General features: G+C 34.1%; 22 protein-coding genes. 12 read left to right on the plus strand and 10 right to left on the minus strand.

Translation table 11 applies throughout. The features are described 5' to 3' along the window. Positions 1–43: 43 nt before the first annotated feature. The 9 genes from ACS8MM_RS04315 to ACS8MM_RS04355 all read left to right on the plus strand — a co-directional run bounded on the left by ACS8MM_RS04315 (position 44) and on the right by ACS8MM_RS04355 (position 7,973). On the plus strand, positions 44–1,225 hold the full coding sequence (locus ACS8MM_RS04315; protein ID WP_250597459.1) for an acetyl-CoA C-acyltransferase: 1,182 nt from the start codon (positions 44–46) through the stop codon (positions 1,223–1,225). Between the two features lie 49 nt (positions 1,226–1,274). After that, positions 1,275–1,625 carry a four helix bundle protein gene (locus tag ACS8MM_RS04320; RefSeq protein WP_379713415.1) on the plus strand — a complete coding sequence of 117 codons (351 nt, stop codon included), beginning with the start codon at positions 1,275–1,277 and terminating at the stop codon, positions 1,623–1,625. Positions 1,626–1,669: 44 nt separating this feature from the next. Next, positions 1,670–3,466 carry an acyl-CoA dehydrogenase family protein gene (locus tag ACS8MM_RS04325; protein ID WP_379713418.1) on the plus strand — a complete coding sequence of 599 codons (1,797 nt, stop codon included), beginning with the start codon at positions 1,670–1,672 and terminating at the stop codon, positions 3,464–3,466. A 129-nt stretch (positions 3,467–3,595) separates the two neighbouring features. Beyond that, a complete protein-coding gene (locus ACS8MM_RS04330) occupies positions 3,596–4,363 on the plus strand; it encodes a hypothetical protein (RefSeq protein WP_379713420.1) in 768 nt (255 codons plus the stop codon). A 1-nt stretch (position 4,364) separates the two neighbouring features. Further along, a complete protein-coding gene (locus ACS8MM_RS04335) occupies positions 4,365–5,051 on the plus strand; it encodes a hypothetical protein (protein ID WP_379713422.1) in 687 nt (228 codons plus the stop codon). Between the two features lie 10 nt (positions 5,052–5,061). Beyond that, positions 5,062–5,583, plus strand: a complete 522-nt coding sequence (locus tag ACS8MM_RS04340) for a superoxide dismutase family protein (RefSeq protein WP_379713424.1) — start codon at positions 5,062–5,064, stop codon at positions 5,581–5,583. Between the two features lie 5 nt (positions 5,584–5,588). Beyond that, entirely contained in the window at positions 5,589–6,032 is a 444-nt protein-coding gene (locus ACS8MM_RS04345; protein WP_379713426.1) for a hypothetical protein, read from the plus strand. Then, the gene (locus ACS8MM_RS04350; protein WP_379713428.1) at positions 6,033–6,596 is read left to right on the plus strand and encodes a YdeI/OmpD-associated family protein; all 564 of its coding nucleotides are present in this window, start codon (positions 6,033–6,035) and stop codon (positions 6,594–6,596) included. A 474-nt stretch (positions 6,597–7,070) separates the two neighbouring features. After that, entirely contained in the window at positions 7,071–7,973 is a 903-nt protein-coding gene (locus ACS8MM_RS04355) for an AraC family transcriptional regulator (protein ID WP_379713431.1), read from the plus strand. 65 nt (positions 7,974–8,038) lie between these two features. Here the strand turns inward: ACS8MM_RS04355 and msrA are convergent, their stop codons facing one another. The 5 genes from msrA to ACS8MM_RS04380 form a co-directional block, all read right to left on the minus strand. Beyond that, a complete protein-coding gene (gene msrA / locus ACS8MM_RS04360; RefSeq protein WP_379713433.1) occupies positions 8,039–8,644 on the minus strand; it encodes a peptide-methionine (S)-S-oxide reductase MsrA in 606 nt (201 codons plus the stop codon). 7 nt (positions 8,645–8,651) lie between these two features. Next, complete coding sequence (gene msrB, locus ACS8MM_RS04365) at positions 8,652–9,164, minus strand: peptide-methionine (R)-S-oxide reductase MsrB (RefSeq protein ID WP_379713436.1); 513 nt, start codon at positions 9,162–9,164, stop codon at positions 8,652–8,654. A gap of 148 nt (positions 9,165–9,312) precedes the next feature. Next, complete coding sequence (locus ACS8MM_RS04370) at positions 9,313–10,695, minus strand: hypothetical protein (RefSeq protein ID WP_379713439.1); 1,383 nt, start codon at positions 10,693–10,695, stop codon at positions 9,313–9,315. A 4-nt stretch (positions 10,696–10,699) separates the two neighbouring features. Further along, the gene (locus ACS8MM_RS04375) at positions 10,700–11,608 is read right to left on the minus strand and encodes a hypothetical protein (RefSeq protein WP_379713441.1); all 909 of its coding nucleotides are present in this window, start codon (positions 11,606–11,608) and stop codon (positions 10,700–10,702) included. A gap of 19 nt (positions 11,609–11,627) precedes the next feature. After that, positions 11,628–12,047 (minus strand): DM13 domain-containing protein, encoded by a 420-nt coding sequence (locus tag ACS8MM_RS04380; RefSeq protein WP_379713444.1) that lies wholly within the window; start codon positions 12,045–12,047, stop codon positions 11,628–11,630. A 110-nt stretch (positions 12,048–12,157) separates the two neighbouring features. On the opposite strand from ACS8MM_RS04380, the gene ACS8MM_RS04385 reads away from it, so the two are divergent. Next, positions 12,158–13,360, plus strand: a complete 1,203-nt coding sequence (locus ACS8MM_RS04385) for an LETM1-related biofilm-associated protein (RefSeq protein ID WP_379713447.1) — start codon at positions 12,158–12,160, stop codon at positions 13,358–13,360. A gap of 87 nt (positions 13,361–13,447) precedes the next feature. Continuing rightward, positions 13,448–14,389 (plus strand): LysR substrate-binding domain-containing protein, encoded by a 942-nt coding sequence (locus ACS8MM_RS04390; protein ID WP_379713450.1) that lies wholly within the window; start codon positions 13,448–13,450, stop codon positions 14,387–14,389. A gap of 428 nt (positions 14,390–14,817) precedes the next feature. Here ACS8MM_RS04390 and ACS8MM_RS04395 read toward each other — a convergent pair whose 3' ends face one another. The 4 genes from ACS8MM_RS04395 to ACS8MM_RS04410 all read right to left on the minus strand — a co-directional run bounded on the left by ACS8MM_RS04395 (position 14,818) and on the right by ACS8MM_RS04410 (position 16,706). After that, on the minus strand, positions 14,818–15,015 hold the full coding sequence (locus ACS8MM_RS04395; RefSeq protein ID WP_379713453.1) for a hypothetical protein: 198 nt from the start codon (positions 15,013–15,015) through the stop codon (positions 14,818–14,820). Positions 15,016–15,082: 67 nt separating this feature from the next. Then, positions 15,083–15,757: a tRNA (5-methylaminomethyl-2-thiouridine)(34)-methyltransferase MnmD gene (gene mnmD / locus ACS8MM_RS04400; RefSeq protein WP_379713457.1), complete on the minus strand. Its 675-nt coding sequence runs from the start codon at positions 15,755–15,757 to the stop codon at positions 15,083–15,085. Between the two features lie 2 nt (positions 15,758–15,759). Then, positions 15,760–16,188 (minus strand): hypothetical protein, encoded by a 429-nt coding sequence (locus ACS8MM_RS04405; protein WP_379713460.1) that lies wholly within the window; start codon positions 16,186–16,188, stop codon positions 15,760–15,762. Continuing rightward, entirely contained in the window at positions 16,188–16,706 is a 519-nt protein-coding gene (locus ACS8MM_RS04410; protein ID WP_379713462.1) for a DUF4920 domain-containing protein, read from the minus strand. Before ACS8MM_RS04410 ends, ACS8MM_RS04405 begins: the two co-directional genes overlap by 1 nt. Positions 16,707–16,921: 215 nt before the next feature. On the opposite strand from ACS8MM_RS04410, the gene ACS8MM_RS04415 reads away from it, so the two are divergent. Beyond that, positions 16,922–17,989 (plus strand): branched-chain amino acid aminotransferase, encoded by a 1,068-nt coding sequence (locus ACS8MM_RS04415; RefSeq protein WP_379713465.1) that lies wholly within the window; start codon positions 16,922–16,924, stop codon positions 17,987–17,989. A gap of 32 nt (positions 17,990–18,021) precedes the next feature. Here ACS8MM_RS04415 and ACS8MM_RS04420 read toward each other — a convergent pair whose 3' ends face one another. Continuing rightward, positions 18,022–18,405 (minus strand): hypothetical protein, encoded by a 384-nt coding sequence (locus tag ACS8MM_RS04420; protein WP_379713468.1) that lies wholly within the window; start codon positions 18,403–18,405, stop codon positions 18,022–18,024. Positions 18,406–18,710 lie beyond the last annotated feature (305 nt).

The following is an 18,710-nucleotide window of genomic DNA, read 5'->3' on the forward strand; positions in this document are numbered from 1 at the left end:
TCTTTCATCTTTTCTCTTTCTTCTTTTCTCTAAAAAGTAAAATATGAAAACAGCATATATAGTAAAAGGATATAGAACAGCCGTTGGTAAAGCACCAAAAGGATTGTTCCGTTTCAAAAGACCTGATGAATTAGCCGCTGAAACCATCGAATATATGATGGCGCAATTGCCAGGTTTTGACAAAACAAGAATTGATGACGTAATGGTTGGAAACGCCATGCCGGAAGCAGAACAAGGACTTAATGTTGGTCGTTTGATTTCATTAATGGGATTAAAAGTAGATGATGTTCCGGGTGTAACTGTAAACCGTTACTGTGCATCAGGATTAGAAACTATTGGTATGGCTACAGCTAAAATCCAATCGGGAATGGCACATTGTATCATTGCTGGTGGAGCCGAAAGTATGAGTTATATTCCAATGGGTGGTTACAAACCAACGCCTGATTATAAAGCTGCTGCTGCTGGTCACGAAGATTATTACTGGGGAATGGGATTAACGGCTGAAGCTGTTGCAAAACAATTCAACGTTTCTCGTGCTGATCAGGATGAGTTTGCGTACCAATCACACATGAAAGCTTTAAAAGCTCAGGCTGAAGGTAAATTTGATGCTCAAATTGCTCCTATCACTGTTGAACAGACTTTCTTAAATGAAGCCGGGAAAAAAGAAACCAAATCCTACACTGTAACCAAAGACGAAGGACCAAGAGCTGGAACTTCTGTAGAAGCATTAGCTGGTTTAAAACCTGTTTTCGCTGCAGATGGTTCGGTTACTGCTGGTAACTCTTCCCAAATGAGTGATGGTGCTGCTTTCGTTTTAATCATGAGCGAAGAAATGGTAAAAGAATTAAACCTTGAGCCAATTGCACGTTTGGTAAACTTCGCTTCTGCGGGTGTTGAACCAAGAATCATGGGTATCGGTCCTGTAAAAGCAATTCCAAAAGCAGTGCAACAAGCTGGTTTAAAAATCTCTGATATCGAGTTATTCGAGTTAAACGAAGCATTTGCTGCACAATCTTTAGCAGTAATCCGTGAGTTAGACTTAAATCCTGAAATCATCAACGTAAATGGTGGAGCTATTGCTTTAGGTCACCCACTAGGTTGTACTGGAGCAAAACTTTCTGTTCAGTTATTTGACGAAATGAAACGTCGTGGTAACAAATACGGAATGGTAACCATGTGTGTGGGTACTGGTCAGGGAACTGCTGGTATATTTGAATTATTGTAATTAGAAAAAAGTTAAAGAGGAAAGAGAAAAGAGGAAAGAGAAAAGACTTATGAAGCACAACTTTAAAAATCTAAAAATTTGGTTGTTATCGATGGAAATTACTTCTGACATACATAAAATAACATTAGATTTTCCAAAAAATGAAGTGTATGGTTTAGTAAGTCAAATGAATAGAGCATCTGTTTCAATACCTTCCAATATTGCAGAAGGATCAAATAGAGTAAACACTCATTTCAAACACTTTCTAAATATTAGCCTTGGTTCTTCTTTTGAATTACAAACACAATTACTAATAGCATTACAAAACAATTATATAACCAATGAAAAAGGGATAGAATTAGAAAACAAGATTATAGAATTACAGAAAATGATTTCTGGGTTCATTTCTAAATTAGAATAATCTTTTTTCTTTATTCTTTTCTCTTTTATCAAAAAAATAAAATTATGGAAGATATTACAAGAGGAGGTCAATTCCTTGTTAAAGAAACAAAATGCGAAAACGTATTTACTCCTGAAGATTTTTCGGAAGAACAAATTATGATGCGCGATTCTGTAAAAGAATTCGTTGATAAAGAATTATGGGCTGAAAAAGTTCGATTTGAGAAAAAAGACTATGCTTACACTGAAGAAACTATGCGTAAAGCGGGTGAACTTGGTTTCTTAGGAGTAGCTGTTCCTGAAGCTTACGGTGGATTAGGAATGGGATTTGTTTCCACAATGTTGACTTGTGATTACATTTCTGGAGCTACTGGTTCATTCTCTACTGCTTTTGGTGCACATACAGGTATTGGTACAATGCCAATCACTTTATACGGATCAGAAGAGCAAAAATTAAAATACGTTCCAAAATTAGCTTCAGGTGAATGGTTTGGTGCTTACTGTTTAACAGAGCCAGGAGCTGGTTCTGATGCGAATTCAGGAAAAACTAAAGCGGAATTATCTGCTGATGGGAAATCATACAAAATCAACGGACAAAAAATGTGGATCTCAAATGCAGGTTTCTGTAATGTAATGATCGTTTTTGCTCGTATAGAAGATGATAAAAATATTACTGGTTTCATCGTTGAGTATGATGCTGCAAACCCTAACGGAATCACTTTAGGTGAAGAAGAACACAAATTAGGTATCCGTGCAAGTTCAACTCGTCAGGTATTCTTCAATGACACTGTAGTTCCTGCTGAAAATATGTTGGCGGGTCGTGGTGAAGGTTTCAAAATTGCAATGAACGCATTAAACGTTGGTCGTATCAAATTGGCGGCTGCTTGTTTGGATGCACAACGTCGTACAATTACAGAAGCAGTTAAATATGCTACTGAGAGAGTTCAATTTAAAACTCCTATCGCAAGTTTTGGTGCTATTCAAGCTAAATTAGCTAACATGGCAACCAATGCTTATGTAGGTGAATCAGCATCCTACCGTGCTGCAAAATCTATCGAAGATCGTATTCACGCTAGAGAAGCGGAAGGTTCTACTCATCAAGAAGCTGAATTAAAAGGTGTGGAAGAATTCGCAATCGAATGTTCTATCTTAAAAGTAGCAGTTTCTGAAGATATCCAAAACTGTTCTGACGAAGGAATCCAAATCTTTGGTGGTATGGGATTCTCTGAAGAAACTCCTATGGAATCAGCTTGGAGAGATGCTCGTATTGCTCGTATCTATGAAGGAACTAACGAAATCAACCGTATGTTATCTGTAGGTATGTTAGTGAAAAAAGCAATGAAAGGTCACGTAGACTTATTAGGCCCTGCAATGAAAGTTGCTGAGGAATTAATGGGTATTCCTGATTTTGACACTCCAGATTACACAGAATTATTTGCTGAAGAAAAAGAATTGATCGGTAAATTGAAAAAATCATTCTTAATGGTTGCCGGAGCAGCTGTACAAAAATACGGTCCGGATTTAGAAGCGCACCAACAATTATTGATGGCGGCTTCTGATATGTTAATCGAAATCTACATGGCAGAATCTGGAATTTTACGTACTGAAAAATTAGCGAAAGCGAAAGGTGCAGAAAACGTAAAAGAACAAATCGCTATGGCTCAATTGTACTTATATCAAGCAGTAGACATCATTAGTCAAAAAGGTAAAGAAGGAATTGTTTCTTTTGCTGAAGGTGACGAACAACGTATGATGTTAATGGGCTTACGTCGTTTTACAAAATACGTAAACATACCTAATGTGGTTCAATTACGCGAAACTATCGCTGCTAAATTAATCGCAGAAAACAAATACTGTTTCTAAAATTTAAATTTTAATTAGTTTGGTGGGAAAGGTCACAGTAGTTAATTCTACTGTGGCTTTTTTCTTTATAGAAAATCTAAACTAGATTTCGTTTTATTTAGTAAATTTACCTAAACCAAATTCAAATTTATGCATTCCAAAAAATTACTCACTCTCGTACTTACTGCTACGTTACTAGTAGCAGGTTGCAAAAATAAAATACAAAAAGGATATGACTTTGTTCGGGAATACAACGAAGCTGCCTATATGTTCAAAAATGATCTTATTTACCGAACCGAAGCCAAAATCCAAGGAGAAAGAGCTTTGGAAGAAATCATTATTGACATTGATTTTGATCTGAATTTAAAGAAAGAAGAATGTAAAGAAGATATCGGTGCCAAAATGCTACCCAAAACCATTTCAAGTGCTTTGGTTATGGATCAGGCCGGTGATTTGATTAAAGATGGTGCTACTGTAAATCTGACATTCCGTTCGTTGGACAACTTCATCCTTGAAAAAATCAAATTGGATAAAGCAATGATGGATAAACTTTTGGCTGAAAACAAAGGCTTAGAGAATTCTGAAATCAGTTTTGGCACATCCAAAAATGCCGAATTACAAAAAATACTAGGTGCAATCAATAGTAGTTTACCATTAGAAAACGAACAAGATCACACCAAATTATTAAAAATGGAATTGGACAAAGGGAATAGTCTTGTATGTATTACTGAAGTGCCCGATGAATTTGCAACTATGTTAAGAGATCCAGAAACAGTTGCCTTTCTCAAAGAAAATATGCTAAGAGATGAAAAAGTCAAAAAATTATTAGAAATGAAGAAAACCTACAACATCTCTAAAGTAATTTACAGGTATCAGAATACGAAAAGAAAAACAATTGCAAATATTGTAATCGACTAATATGGAAAATAATAGCCCCTGGAGAATCGTTTTAAGTGTATGCTTGATTTTGTTTGCTGTTTTTCGCATCGCAACACGATGCTCCAACAGTTCGAGATCCAACTCGTATGACAATTCCGTACAAAGCAATCAGGATCAAATCAGTACGTCATTGCGAATGATCAATGAACAAATCAGCAAAACAGGTGAAGATGTATTCAATGATTCGTACACAAAAATCAGTACTCTTGACAGTATTTTTTTAGATCAGTTTTCAATACAGAAACTAAACAAAGACACTTTAGTGCATGTTGATTTATTGTCCAAAATACGAATCCCAAAAGAAGCTTATCTTCAAAATACGCATGACGATTCCTTGCGTTTTGGTTCAAAATTTAAAGACGACGTTACCTTATTGGTTCATGATTTCGAAAGTAAATCAAAGGCTGAAGAAAATCTGAAACAACTGAAAAATCATTCCGATTTTAAAGTCAAACCAACTGAAAACAATTCAGAATTGGGCAACTATATGGAGTATTCTTTTTCGAAGAATGATAAAAAAGTGAACGGTTTTGCCTATTCGCATAATGATGATGAATATCAGCTCTTCATTGAATTCGAATCGGATAGATTATCTGAAAAAGAAATAAAAGCATATGCTTTACACTATTTAAAAGAAAACCTTGTGGTTAAAAACACAAAACTTTAAACGACATACTATGAAAAAAATAACCATCATAAGTCTTTCCGTTTTTGCATTGATCATGGCATGTAAAACAACTTCAGGCAATAAAAACGAATTAGTATTGATGTTGCAACCCAAAAGCGATACACAAGTATCCGGCTCGGCTGCTTTTACTGAAAAAAACGGAGTGGTTTCCTTTGTAGCCAATATCAAAGGATTAACCCCCGGAGAACATGCGATACATATCCATGAAAAATCGGATTGCTCTGCACCCGACGCGTCATCTGCTGGTGGTCATTGGAATCCTACTTTCAAGAAACATGGCAAATGGGGTTCATCCGAATACCACAAAGGTGATATTGGAAACTTCACTGCCGATGCAAATGGCAACGCAATCGTAAAATTCGAAACCGACGAATGGTGTATTGGTTGTGATGATGAAACTAAAAATATCGTAGGAAAAAGTATTATTGTTCACAAAGGAAGTGATGATTTTACTACACAACCTACAGGAAACGCGGGTGGCAGAGTGGCGTGTACCGCGATAATTAAATAATAGAAGTGAAAGAAAAAGGGAAATTAGGAGTCATAATTGGCTTAAGCTTGCTATTATTTAGCATTTCACTCACACAAACATGCATTGTAATTGATTTTAAAGAAATTGTTGCAATCCCATCATTCAATTATTTTCTAATGGGTAGTACGGCAATTCTAGGTGGTGCAGTATTGGAATGGATCATTTGGTTTGCAAACCCACTATGTCTATTAACGATACTACTTTTGGTTTTCAACAATAAATTGGCTATTACAACTTCCCTGACAGCGTTGTTTTTAGCTTCCTCTTTCCGTTTTTGGAAAGAAATCTTGGGAGCCGAAAGCGGCAGTATGGCAAAAATAATTTCTTTTGAATCGGGATATTATCTTTGGGTTATTTCAATTGCTTTGCTTACAGCAGGAACCCTTCACCATTTTCTAGCGACAGAGAAAACAAAATCTACCACTTAAATGACCAAACCCCTACTCTATTTCAAAAACGCACAGGAATGGCGTGAATGGCTGCATGAAAATCATTTAGACTCTAATGGTGTAGAATTAATTTTCTATCGCGTAGATTCTGAATTTGAAAGTATGCGTTGGGAAGAAGCCGTTCAAGTGGCATTGTGCTATGGCTGGATTGATTCTACCGTTAGGAGATTAGACGACGAACGAAGAAAACAAGCCTTTGGACCACGAAAAGACAAAAGTGTGTGGAGTAAACTCAATAAAACCTATATCGTACAACTTGTTGCCGATGGGTTAATGCATGAAAGTGGCTTGAAGAAAATTGAAACTGCCAAACAAAATGGCTCTTGGACTTCTTTGGATGCTGTCGAAAACCATGAAATTCCTGATGATTTACAATTGGCATTTGATTCAAACCCAATTGCTTTTACGAATTACCAAAATTTCAGCAATTCCTATCGCAAAAGCTATTTGTATTGGCTAAATCAGGCGAAGCGAGAAGCAACTCGAAAAAACCGAATCGAGGAAATCATTCGATTGTGTGAACGCAATTGTAAACAACGATAAAGCGCAAATTGTGCTATTGGATTTGTGCTTATAAATTGTAATTGGAGTCTTTGAGGTTATAATTTGAGTCTTTTTGCTTCTAATTTTAACCTCTGAGGTTATAATTTTAACCTTTTTGCTTATAATTTTAACCTCCGAGCTTATAATTTGAGCCTTTGAGGCTATAATTTTAACCTTTTTGCTTATAATTTTAACCTCCGAGCTTATAATTTTAACCTCCGAGCTTATAATTTGAGCCTTTTAAAACAAAACTCATAGTATTCCTTGTCAAAACTGCAACTGTAATAAAGTGAGATTAGTAAGCGATTCGGAACTGCGGTTGATTTGAGGTAGATTGTGCGCGTCATTTATACACTAACGAAGCAAAAAACTGCAATAAATCGAACACAATGAATTATCTTTCTATAATTAAAAATAAGCAATACCAAACAAAACTATATTTAGTAGGTTACTTATTTTAGACAAAAAAATAGTTTGGAAAATTTAGAACATAGTAAACGGATTCGAAGAGTCTTAGACTACATTGAAAACAATCTTCAAGAAGACCTTAGATTGGAGACCATTGCAAAAGTAGGACTCTATTCCCCTTATCATTTTCATAGGATATTTAAAGCCATTATCGGCGAAACCATTCAGGAGTATATTGTCAGAAAAAAAGTCGAAAAAGCAGCATTACAATTGTCCAAAAACAAAACCAAATCCCTAACTGAAATCTATTCGGAAATTGGCTTTAACAGTCATTCTACTTTCACAAAAGTATTTAAAAAACAATATGGCATTCCCCCTACACAATTCAGAAAATTAGCTCCGGAGCATTTTAGCAAGATTGCACAAATGAATGGCAATATTGAACAAAATACCGTCATTTTTGAACACTACATTTACACTATTGAACAAATACAAAAAATGATGGAAAACACAAAAATTGTAGTGAAACAAATGCCCGAAATGCATCTTGCTTCAGCATTGAGCATAGGCGTGCATAATGTAGAAAAAGCCTATGAAAAGGTAATCAATTGGGGGATTTCAAAAAATCTATTCCCTAGCGAAAATGTCAAAATGATTTCTGTTTATCATGACAGTGCCAAAGTAACGCCACTTGATAAAATCAGAATCAATGCTTGCATGTTGGTTGACCAACCTATTCAACGAGAAGATGCTATTTTTCCCGAAACCTTAGCAGCTGGAAAATATATAGTAGGTAGTTATTGTATTACCCTTGCTGAATTTGAACAAGCATGGAATGGTTTATTTTTATGGATGAATGAAAAAGGGTATCAATTTAGAAAATCCTATCCTTATGAAATTTATCATACCAATTACAAGGAACATCCGGAAGGTAAAATGAGTGTGGATTTTTGCATTCCTATTCTCTAAAAAAATCAAAAAAACCAATCTCCATGACAGAGATTGGTTTTCCAACTGAACTAATTTATATTAACCTACTTTTTCTTTTTTAATCGGTCCTTAAATACCTTTTCAAACTTTTCCAATTTGGGTTGAATCACATATTGGCAATAACTTTTGGACTTGTTCTTTTCATAGTAATTTTGATGGTAACTTTCTGCTTTGGTAAATCCTTTATACGATTCAAGTGTGGTTACAATTTTAGAGTCGTAAGCACCCGAACTATTTAATTTGTTGATAAGGTCTGTCGCACTTCTTTTTTGACTTTCGTTAGCATAAAAAATGACCGATCGGTATTGTGAACCTTTGTCTGCGCCTTGACCATTCAATTGTGTCGGATCGTGAACCGTAAAAAAAACTTTAAAAATTTCGTCCAGATTCGTTTTATTAGGATTGTACTTTATCTGAACCACTTCGGCAAAACCAGTAGCTCCGGTAGAAACCTCTTCATACGTTGGGTTTAGACTACTTCTTCCTGAATAACCCGACTCAGCAGAAAGAACGCCATCAAGCCCATCAAAAACCGCTTCGATACACCAAAAACAACCTCCTCCCAAAGTAATCGTTTCCGTTTTCGGTTTCGATTGTTGTGCAAAAAGCACCACAGGAAACCATAGCAACACATACAGTAACTTTTTCATCTTTAGGCTATTTTGATTTGCTATCCGGTTCAAAATCCAAGGAAATCGAATTCATACAATACCGCTTCCCTGTCGGTTCTGGCCCATCGTCAAACAAATGCCCCAAATGCCCATCACAACGTCCGCATAATGCTTCAATTCTATTCATACTATAGGATGTATCTTCTTTAAACACGATACTTTTTTTATTTTCCTGTTCAAAGAAACTTGGCCATCCACAAGAACTTGCAAACTTTGCATCCGAACGAAATAGCGTATTTCCGCATGCAGCACAGTAGTAGGTTCCCTTACCTGTATAATTCCAATACTTACCCGTAAAAGCTACTTCGGTATTCGCTTTTCTAGAGACTAAGTACAAATCATCCGATAAAATAGCCTTCCATTCAGCATCTGATACCTGTAGTTTTTTTTGGTCTGTGTGTGAATAATATTTGTGTTTCGCTACTTTTTGTGCTTGCAATGGAGAAATCAATCCCAATAGCAAAACAAAACAACTGATTTTTAAAAACTTAACTAACATTTTTCTATAATTTAAAATTAGTACAACAAATGTATACTGCTATCAAAATCAAATTTGTAAGCTAGATGACATCGCAAAAAAAGCTTAACAAATGTTTATGAGTAAAAAAAAGTTCCTTTAGAAAAGGAACTTTAAAAACTAAAAAACTTTAATTAAAAAAAAGCACTTTACTGAATGTTTTATTATCTGATTCAATGACCCAATATCCTTTTTTGGAAAGGTATGTTTTATAATTGAGCGTTAAATTCTTATTTGTTTTTTGCAAATACTGCTGGAAATCAGGTGAACTGTTTAGCAGATACAATGCATCCTTGTCAAACTTAAAGTTGGTATAGTTCGCATCTCGCAAATCTCCTTTTACCACCTCTTTTGAAGCAGTATCCTGAGACTTTGTAAATTTTAATAAGGCTTCTGATTTCTTCACACCATAACTATCATTCATGGTTACAACATCCAGGTAATTGCGCTCTTTTGAAAAAATACTGCAGAAAACTTCATTTTCTCTTAATCGTATTGAAAAATTAATTTTTGAAACATCCTGCTTTTGATTAAAACCTGAAACATCTTTCACCTCTTGCTGCGATTCCCAAAGTAACTTCCCGTTCGGATCAAACTTAAAAACATAAAAACCCATCGGAATATTCGAAGTATTGGTTATTTCCTTTTCTTCGCTTCCAAATAATCCATAGACATATACGTTACCGGTATTTTTATCCACCAAGTAATTATTGACTGCCAATTCACTTATTCTTTTATTGGCATTGGAGGCATCGACAACACCACCCCCATTATTTGACAACAATAAGAAATATTTTGGCGCACTCACTAAATAGGAGAAATCTCCTATCCTACTTCCGGATACATCATAAATTGTTCTATAGACTGAGGCCGATTTATAGTTACTATTGATTGACTTCGTTATAAAACTGATTGTACTTTCATTAATGCGAACATCAAAATCAAATCCTTCCGTAAAAACTGCGGTTGTCTTGTTCTCTAACTTCGTTAAATCCGGTTTTTCCAACTTGTTCTTACTCACTTTGCTTTCGAATAAATCGATAACTTTTAGAAAAACATCATCATTTTTTAAATCAATTTTTGTGTTTTCTTTTTGGTTTACAAAATCCAATCCGTAAATATCATTAAAGTATCTAAAACGTTCATTGATTGCAAAATACTTACTTGGCACTCCATCAAGAATTAATTTATATTCTGTTGGAAATTCGTTCTTTTCCGGCAATTTACCAATCAAAAAAGCGGTTTCGATGGGTGAAAACACACAATTCGCTAATCTTTCATTGGCCACTAATTTTTGTGTAAAACCTTCTTTATCAAACGACCATACATCGGTAATAATATTTCCATATACTTTCGATGTCTTTTCACCCAAAGTCATTACTATCTTGTCTTGATTGGGCAGATAAATAATATCCAATGGTTGCTTCTTTTCTTTGAAGGCAACTTCACTTATCACTTTTTGTCCAAAAGTGATTGTCGATACAAATAGTAGCAAAAAATTCAACTTTCCCATAAAATTAAAAACTCTGTTTAAAGGATAATCCTATTGTAAAAGCTCTCGTTAAACCATCAGGTCTAGCCTCTCTCACAACAAAAGGAGTTGCGATAGAAGTTTCAATACTACTATTGTCACCAATCTTATAATTGGCAATTAAGTTTCCATTAATAGTTAGCCCTTCGGAATCTGCAATTTCAACACGGTTTCCAAATTGATTCACATACGAATCGGTTCCTAAATGGTATATAAACAACATATTGGGTTTTAGAGACAATTTTTCATCGAGTACTACAATTGTGTAAGTAGATCGAAATAATACATCGGATTTACGATGAAACAAATTAGTAGATTCAAATTTCTCTGTGGGAGCTAAAGAGGATAAATAAGAATTTTTATTGTCGTTTAAAGGAATTTGAGCCGCAATATTAAAATCCCATTTTTGTACACTTGCCTCAAATCCTCCAATAATATCAAAAGTACCCAAACTGGATTGGTAAGGCATTGGTAATGATACATTATTGATTTTGTCATTCCCTGAGGTTAAAGGAATTTTAATTCCAAGAAGCCCAGACCATTTCACAGTATTGGCATCAGGATTGAATTTGTAATTACCGGTTAGAAAAACGTCACCCACATTACTTCTTGTGCCAAAACTACCATTCGCCACTGTAGCGGTTACTTTCGCATTTACCGCAAATTTATCGGTAAACATACGGGTATAACTAGCATAGGGAGAAAAAATGGTTACGTCTTCTTCTCCAATTCCATAGACGCCTCCTATTTCAATCCAGTTCTTTTTTTCAGAAGAAGCTGCTTTGAATGGGTTTCCAACCGAACAAAATCCGGCATCACTACATCCTTGGGCTGTAACCTGTTGGATACAAATATACATCAAAGTAAAAATTGCAATTTTAAAATTGGTAAACATAGTTATTTAATTAAGTTAGTTAATTCGGAGTCAGTCTAGCAATAGCATACAAATGATTGTATTGCTGACAATGTATAAGCACATACGGATAATCTGCTATATTGGTTTCAGAAGGAATTAAATAACCACTATTTCCATTACCTGCAAAATTTCCAAGATTGACATATTGTGTTGGCGAATCCGATTTTGACAAATAGACTTTTAAATCCGGACCTGAGGACACATTTGCATTTTCAATTTCTACCTTATACACGCCATTATCGAAATACACTTTCACCATTCCACTGGCGTTAACACCCGAAGTGGGTTCAAAACTCCCTGTATATTGTACTACAGCACCATCAAGAATCGAGACATTATTGTTTTCTCGAGTCAATTCGCCTTCTTTTTCACACGATAGCATAAACAAGGCAACTAAGAGTAACAAAAACTTTTTCATAAGCTAAAGATTTATACTACAAACTTATTTCGTTCTATCGTATCAAAATGTCAGCTAGGTTACATTAGAATATATTTGTTATAGTTTCTTTTTTTACATTAATTTGTTGCATGATAAATCCTTCGGCACATGGCTGGGTAAATAAATTTTTCTTTGAGCAAAATGCACAGGAACAATTCAAGGTATACGATCTTGAAAAATTCTATGTAGCTACAAGAAAAACAGGGTTTTTGGTGGGTTATGCGACACATTTTGTGACTTCAAAAACAATCGATACCAAAGGCTGGACTACGGATGAATTTTCTAAAATTGCACTCTTAAATTCGCTGTATGGCGTTTATCAAATTGTAACTAAAGACAATAATTCTGAGGAATTTATTAAAAAGTGTGTTGCTTTTTACCAAGAACTGCATCCTAAAAATTCCGGCGTACTAGATATTTTTTTACCCACCGATTCTGCAGAAAATAAATTAGAAAAGATTATTGCCAATCGCATAAAAACCAACGACAATATCATTAGCAAGAATTTTTCTCATATCCTGACTAATGCCTTGCTATTTATTGATGTATTGGCTTTTAAAAGATGTATTGAAGAGGATAGTTTACCCAAAAAGTATTTAAAAAAAATCGAAGAGATTATTGTGAGTGTGGTATCCATAGCACTAAACACTAAGGAGACCAAATCAAAATACGATGATTTGTTACAAAAACTATTCGAATCGTCTGTTCGCTATTCGAAATATGAAAAAGTAACAAAAGAGACTTCCTTAAATGATATAGATTTCTCTTATTTAGAAGACGATTATGAGCGCTATTATTTGATTGATATTGCTAATATGGCACTTTGGAATGATGGAGTAATTGAAAAGTCGGAGCGCAATTTTTTATTTGAATTGGCAAAACAACTCAAAGTATCGGATGATTTTGCGAAGAATAGCATTAATGACATGAATGCCTTTTTAACCGAAAATAAAGCGTCAATACATTATTTCAACTATTCGAACCCAGTAAAACATTTCTATGACCAAACCACTTCGAACGTGCAAACATTGGTTCAAAGAAATAAATCAAGATTACTATTAGAAATCTCACAAAGCAAAGAGTTGGTCACTCTATTGCGTAAATCCGCTTCGGAAAAATTAACGCTTGAAGAGAAAAAGAAGATACGTAATCAACTACTTGACATTTGTAAAAGCATACCCTCATTGACTATATTTCTTGTTCCTGGCGGAAGTTTATTATTACCCATTTTGATCAAATTTATTCCGCAATTGTTGCCTTCTGCCTTTAATGAAAATTTAGATAAAAACTAGATTCATCTTCTTTTACGAAAAATTTAAAATAAATTAATTATCAATTAAAATTATAGTTAATTATATTTGCATCAAATTTTACTATAAATGACTATTACTCAATTACAATATGTTTTGGCGGTAGCCGAACACAAAAATTTCACACTGGCTGCAGAAAAATGTTTCGTTACACAACCTACTTTGAGCATGCAAATTCAAAAAGTGGAAGAAGAACTAGACATTATCATATTTGACAGAAGTAAAAAGCCGATTCAATTGACTGAAGTTGGTCAAAAAATTGTAGCTCAAGCCAAAAACATCGTCAATGAAGCCGACAGAATTAAGGACATCGTTGATCAACAAAAAGGATTTATTGGTGGAGAATTTCGCTTGGGAATAATTCCAACGGTAATGCCTACACTACTACCTATGTTTTTAAATAACTTCATTAAAAAGTATCCGAAAGTAAAATTGATCATTGAAGAGTTAAACACTTCTGAGATAGTTACTAAATTAAAAAACGGACATTTGGATGCCGCAATTGCAGCCACTCCATTGGAAGAAGAAAAAATAAAAGAAGTGGTTTTGTACTACGAACCGTTCATGGTGTATGTACCGCAGCAACATCCAAAATTCAATAAAGAAGAATTAGAGGTTGCCGATCTTAATGTAGATGAAATTCTACTATTACAAGACGGACATTGTTTTAGAGATGGTATTTTGAATTTGTGCAAAAACAATTCAAATGGTGGCGAAAATAAGTTCCAAATTGAAAGTGGAAGTTTCGAAACACTAATCAAACTAGCTGATGAAGGATTAGGTATCACTTTATTGCCCTACTTGCATACATTGGATTTAAAAGAAGAAGACAAACTGAAATTAAAACATTTCATCGAACCTAAACCGGCTAGAGAAATCAGTTTACTCTTTCCTAAAAACGAATTGAAAATTCATATCATAGATGCGTTGAAAAATACGATATCAGGAGTTTTACGAGGCGCTATTGCGTTTCAAAATGTGGAAATCATCAGTCCGTTACAGAAGAAATAAAAAAGGAGCTTTTAAGCTCCTTTTTAAGTTAAGTTCGTGGTATCTGGGTTAGACTTCAACAATGTGAATGCATTGTCTCAATTCTGGTCTTTCGCTTGTGAAATACAACAGCCAATTTTTTAGATGTTCTAGTTCATAAGGAAGCAAATTTCTAACAGCTTTCTTTAACTCTTTAGTAAACAGTTTAAGATCAAAGCTAACTTTTTCAAGTACGTTTTTGGTGTAATCGTAAATCATTCGAGGCATAATAACTACAACTTTAATAATGAAACACTTGATGAAGAACTCGTTGTAAAAGTAGATAAAAATATCGATAAAATACAAATAAAATCGATGAAATGCGCTAATTGTATTTTATCTTATAAAAAAACTTACATAATCATCAAAATACATAACTAAAAAAGGAGCTATAAAAGCTCCTTTTTAAATTATACATTAAGGTATATTTCACATTTTCTAAGTTCTGGTTTTTCTTTTGTAAAATCAAAAAACCAAATTTTTAATTCTTCAACTTCGTACGGTAATAATTGTTTTACTGCTTTAACAAGTTCTTTACCGAACAAAGCTGGATCAAAACTAACTCTTTCCAGAATCGATTTTGCATAGTTGACCATTTGTCTTGACATAATTTCAAATTAGTGGTATTATACACTCAAATATACTAAAAATATGGAACTAAAATGTTATAGTTTTCTAAAAATTATTCACTTTCTTAAAGCCAACCATCATCTCTCGTTTACCAGGAGGCCCTTCCATTTTTACCACAGAAAAACCAACTTCTTTAAGAGATCGTTTTACAGCACCTCGGGCAGCATAGGTTACTAATAAACCTTCTTCTTGTAGTGCAGCAAACATTTTGGCAAAAATTTCGGTGCTCCAAAGTTCAGGTTGGTATTGATATCCGAACGCGTCAAAGTAAATAATATCAAATTGATTACTATAATTTATGTCTTGAAAAAATTGTTGCTTTTTGGTTAAGAAAAATGCATCTGAAATTTTATGTTGTATTTCCCAAGAGCACTGATGCATTCTTTTAAATACATCCTCCTGTTCCAACTTACCGAGTGTATCGGCGTAATTCATTGCAAAAGCTTCCTCTTCCTTAACGGGATAAGCTTCCACTCCAACATAATCAATTTCAAATCCATTTTTATCACCTTCAAGATAAGTAACGAAAGCATTCAATCCGGTTCCAAAACCAATTTCTAAGATAGCCACATTTCTTTTGGATTGTTGTAGTAAACCATTTTTTATAAATACGTGCAATGCCTCCTGAACAGCACCATTTACAGAATGATAACATTCACCCCAATCTACTAACTGTATTGTAGTGGAACCGTCGAGTGTGGTTATAATTTTTCGCTCCAATTCTACTTAATATAAAGTTTTTTAATGCGCACTATTGGTCCACCACATTTAACTTCGTGGCACTTTACACATTCGGTAATACTATTGTTAAAGTGCTTTTTTGCATTTTTTGGATCTTCATATATTAGTTCCTGAGACACAATGAAAGCATTAGCATGCTCTTTAAAAAAAGCATCATTTTCCTGTTTGTCTGTCATGACAGCCTCATGAATTTTATGAAAATGTTGAGGAAATGCGCCAATCGTATCACCGTTCACAATTCGTTGTTTCAAACGCTCGTTATCAACGTACATTTGTTCCATGAGCATTGCCATTTCGGACATCTCATACATTTCAAATTTCTTTTCCTCTTTGGGCAATTCGCATTGTTCCTTCTTCTTTTCACATGAAGAAAATACAACAATGGATAAAAACAATAGAGTGCTTCGCATTAGGATTTCTTAATTAAAACACCAGTAGCCTGAAATGCATAAGTCACTTTTGGCTTTGTAATTTTATTGATTTCTTCTTGTGATTTTTTTGCATCTTTAGCATAGTGACGCAATTCTTCAACCGAAACTACATCGATAAATGCTTTACCATTAACAATTGCTTCACTGCCATCTGCATTCAATGGAACAAAAAATCCATAATCTTTAAAACGAACAAAGGAGTTGTGGTTGTCTGACAAATCCAAATTCATCCAGCAACCTTTCTTTTTACATACTTCTTTAATCACCGATTTGAATTTGATGTTTATGGTATCTCCTTTTTTTAATGATTTGTATTTTTTGAGCATCGCTTTTTCAGTCAACACATTGGCAGGCACAAATTTTTCTCCAAAAACAGCATAATCATTCGAATTAATAGAAGTTTTAGCTACTTTTTTAGTTTTAGTTGGTGTTTGGGCATTAGATCCAAATCCGGCCAATAATAAAGACATTACTACGGCTAAATGTATTCTTTTCATTTCTATAACTTTTTTGTTTGTTAATGCAAATCTATTAGAAATAGGCGAAATGCTATACATACTTTAAAACTTTTCTAAAAAATATAACATATTGATAACTTAATTACGAAAAATTTAAAATTATCAAAAAAATCATTCAAAGTATTTCAATTCTTGTTCTTTATTTAACAATAAGTGCTGTTTTTTCATAAATTAGCAAAAAATAATTTTAGGTAATGGGCTTAGATATTCAAAGTGAAATTGATATTATTAAAGTTAACTCTTCTAAAATCAACGAAGTAGATTTTGAAAGCTTAACTTTTGGGAATGTTTTTACTGACTACATGCTAGTGTGTGATTTCAGAAATGGTGCTTGGGAAAAGCCTGTTATTAAACCATACGAACCATTCACTTTAGATCCTTCAGCAAAAGTTTTCCATTATGGGCAAGCTATATTTGAAGGAATGAAAGCGTATAAAGACGAGAATGATGGCGTTTGGTTATTCCGTCCGGAAGAAAACCATCAACGTTTCAATAAATCAGCTGTACGTTTGTGTATGCCTGAGATTTCTGAGAACATTTTTATCGATGGTTTGAAAGAGTTATTGAAAATCGAGAAAGACTGGGTTAAAAAAGGAAAAGGAAATTCGTTATACATCCGTCCATTTATGATTGCTATAGGAAGTGGTGTAATTGCACAACCTTCTACACAATATCGCTTTTGTATTATTTTATCTCCCGCAAGAGCTTACTACTCTGGCGAAGTAAAAGTACTTATAGCTGATTATTACAGCCGTGCTGCCAACGGTGGTATCGGAGCTGCCAAAGCTGCCGGAAATTATTCAGGGCAGTTCTATCCAACTCAATTGGCTCACAACGCAGGTTTCCAACAGGTAATTTGGACTGATGATGCAACCCATACTAAATTAGAAGAGTGTGGTACAATGAACGTGTTTTTTAGAATCAATGACACATTATTCACTGCACCGACAAGCGAAAGAATTCTAGACGGTATAACTCGTAAAAGTTTGATTGATTTAGCCAAACGAGAAGGAATCGATGTTGAAGTTCGTTCGGTATTGGTTTCAGAATTAGTGGAAGCTTCTAAAAACGGAACCCTTAAAGAAATTTTTGGTGCGGGAACTGCTGCTGTTGTTAATCCGATTATTGGTTTTCAATACGATGAAACCTATTATGAATTGCCTAAGTTAGAAAATTCATTTGCAGGTCTTTTAAAAGAAAAAATGACCAACATCCAACATAAAATTGATGAAGATACTTTTGGTTGGACAGTTAAAGTATAATTAAAAAGCGGTTGAAAATTCAACCGCTTTTTTTATTTTAATATAGCTTCAAAATTGGGTTTGAAATAGTTTGGTCCCTTTAATACTTTCCCGTCTTCACGGTAAATCGGTTTGCCATCCTCACCCAACTTACTCATGTTACTGCGTTGAATTTCATCAAAAACTTCTTCAATTTTATGCTGCAATCCATGTTCCAAAATTGTCCCGCATAAAATATAAAGCATATCCCCAAGAGCATCCGCTATTTCTACAATATCATTATTTTGAACTGCTTCCAAATACTCTTCATTTTCTTCCTTCATTAAATTGAAACGAAGTCTATTTTTATTTTCACCTAAATCGCCCGTTGGTTCATTTTTTATTCCCAAACCGAAGGCACTGTGAAATTCGTGTACCGATTGAATTTGTTTTTGCATTTTTTACGTCATTTATTACTGCGCAAAATAACATATTGAATTTACAATTACTATTTTTGTCAAAAAAAAATATGTTCAGTCAAGGTCAATTATTATTTGCTTTATTTTTTGTTATCAGCTTCATAATCATCATGATTTTCTCCTATAGAAAAGACAAAAAACTACACAAACAACATTACAAAGGAAGCATTTGGATACTGATAGCATTTTTAGTATTTATAGGACTTCTGTTTGTAATCAAAACACTATTAAAAGATTAATTAAAAAATGATTCTTTTAACATTTTTTTCCTAATTTTACGCAAC

It is taken from the genome of Flavobacterium sp. MAHUQ-57 (assembly GCF_051908335.1).
Classification (GTDB): Bacteria; Bacteroidota; Bacteroidia; order Flavobacteriales; family Flavobacteriaceae; genus Flavobacterium.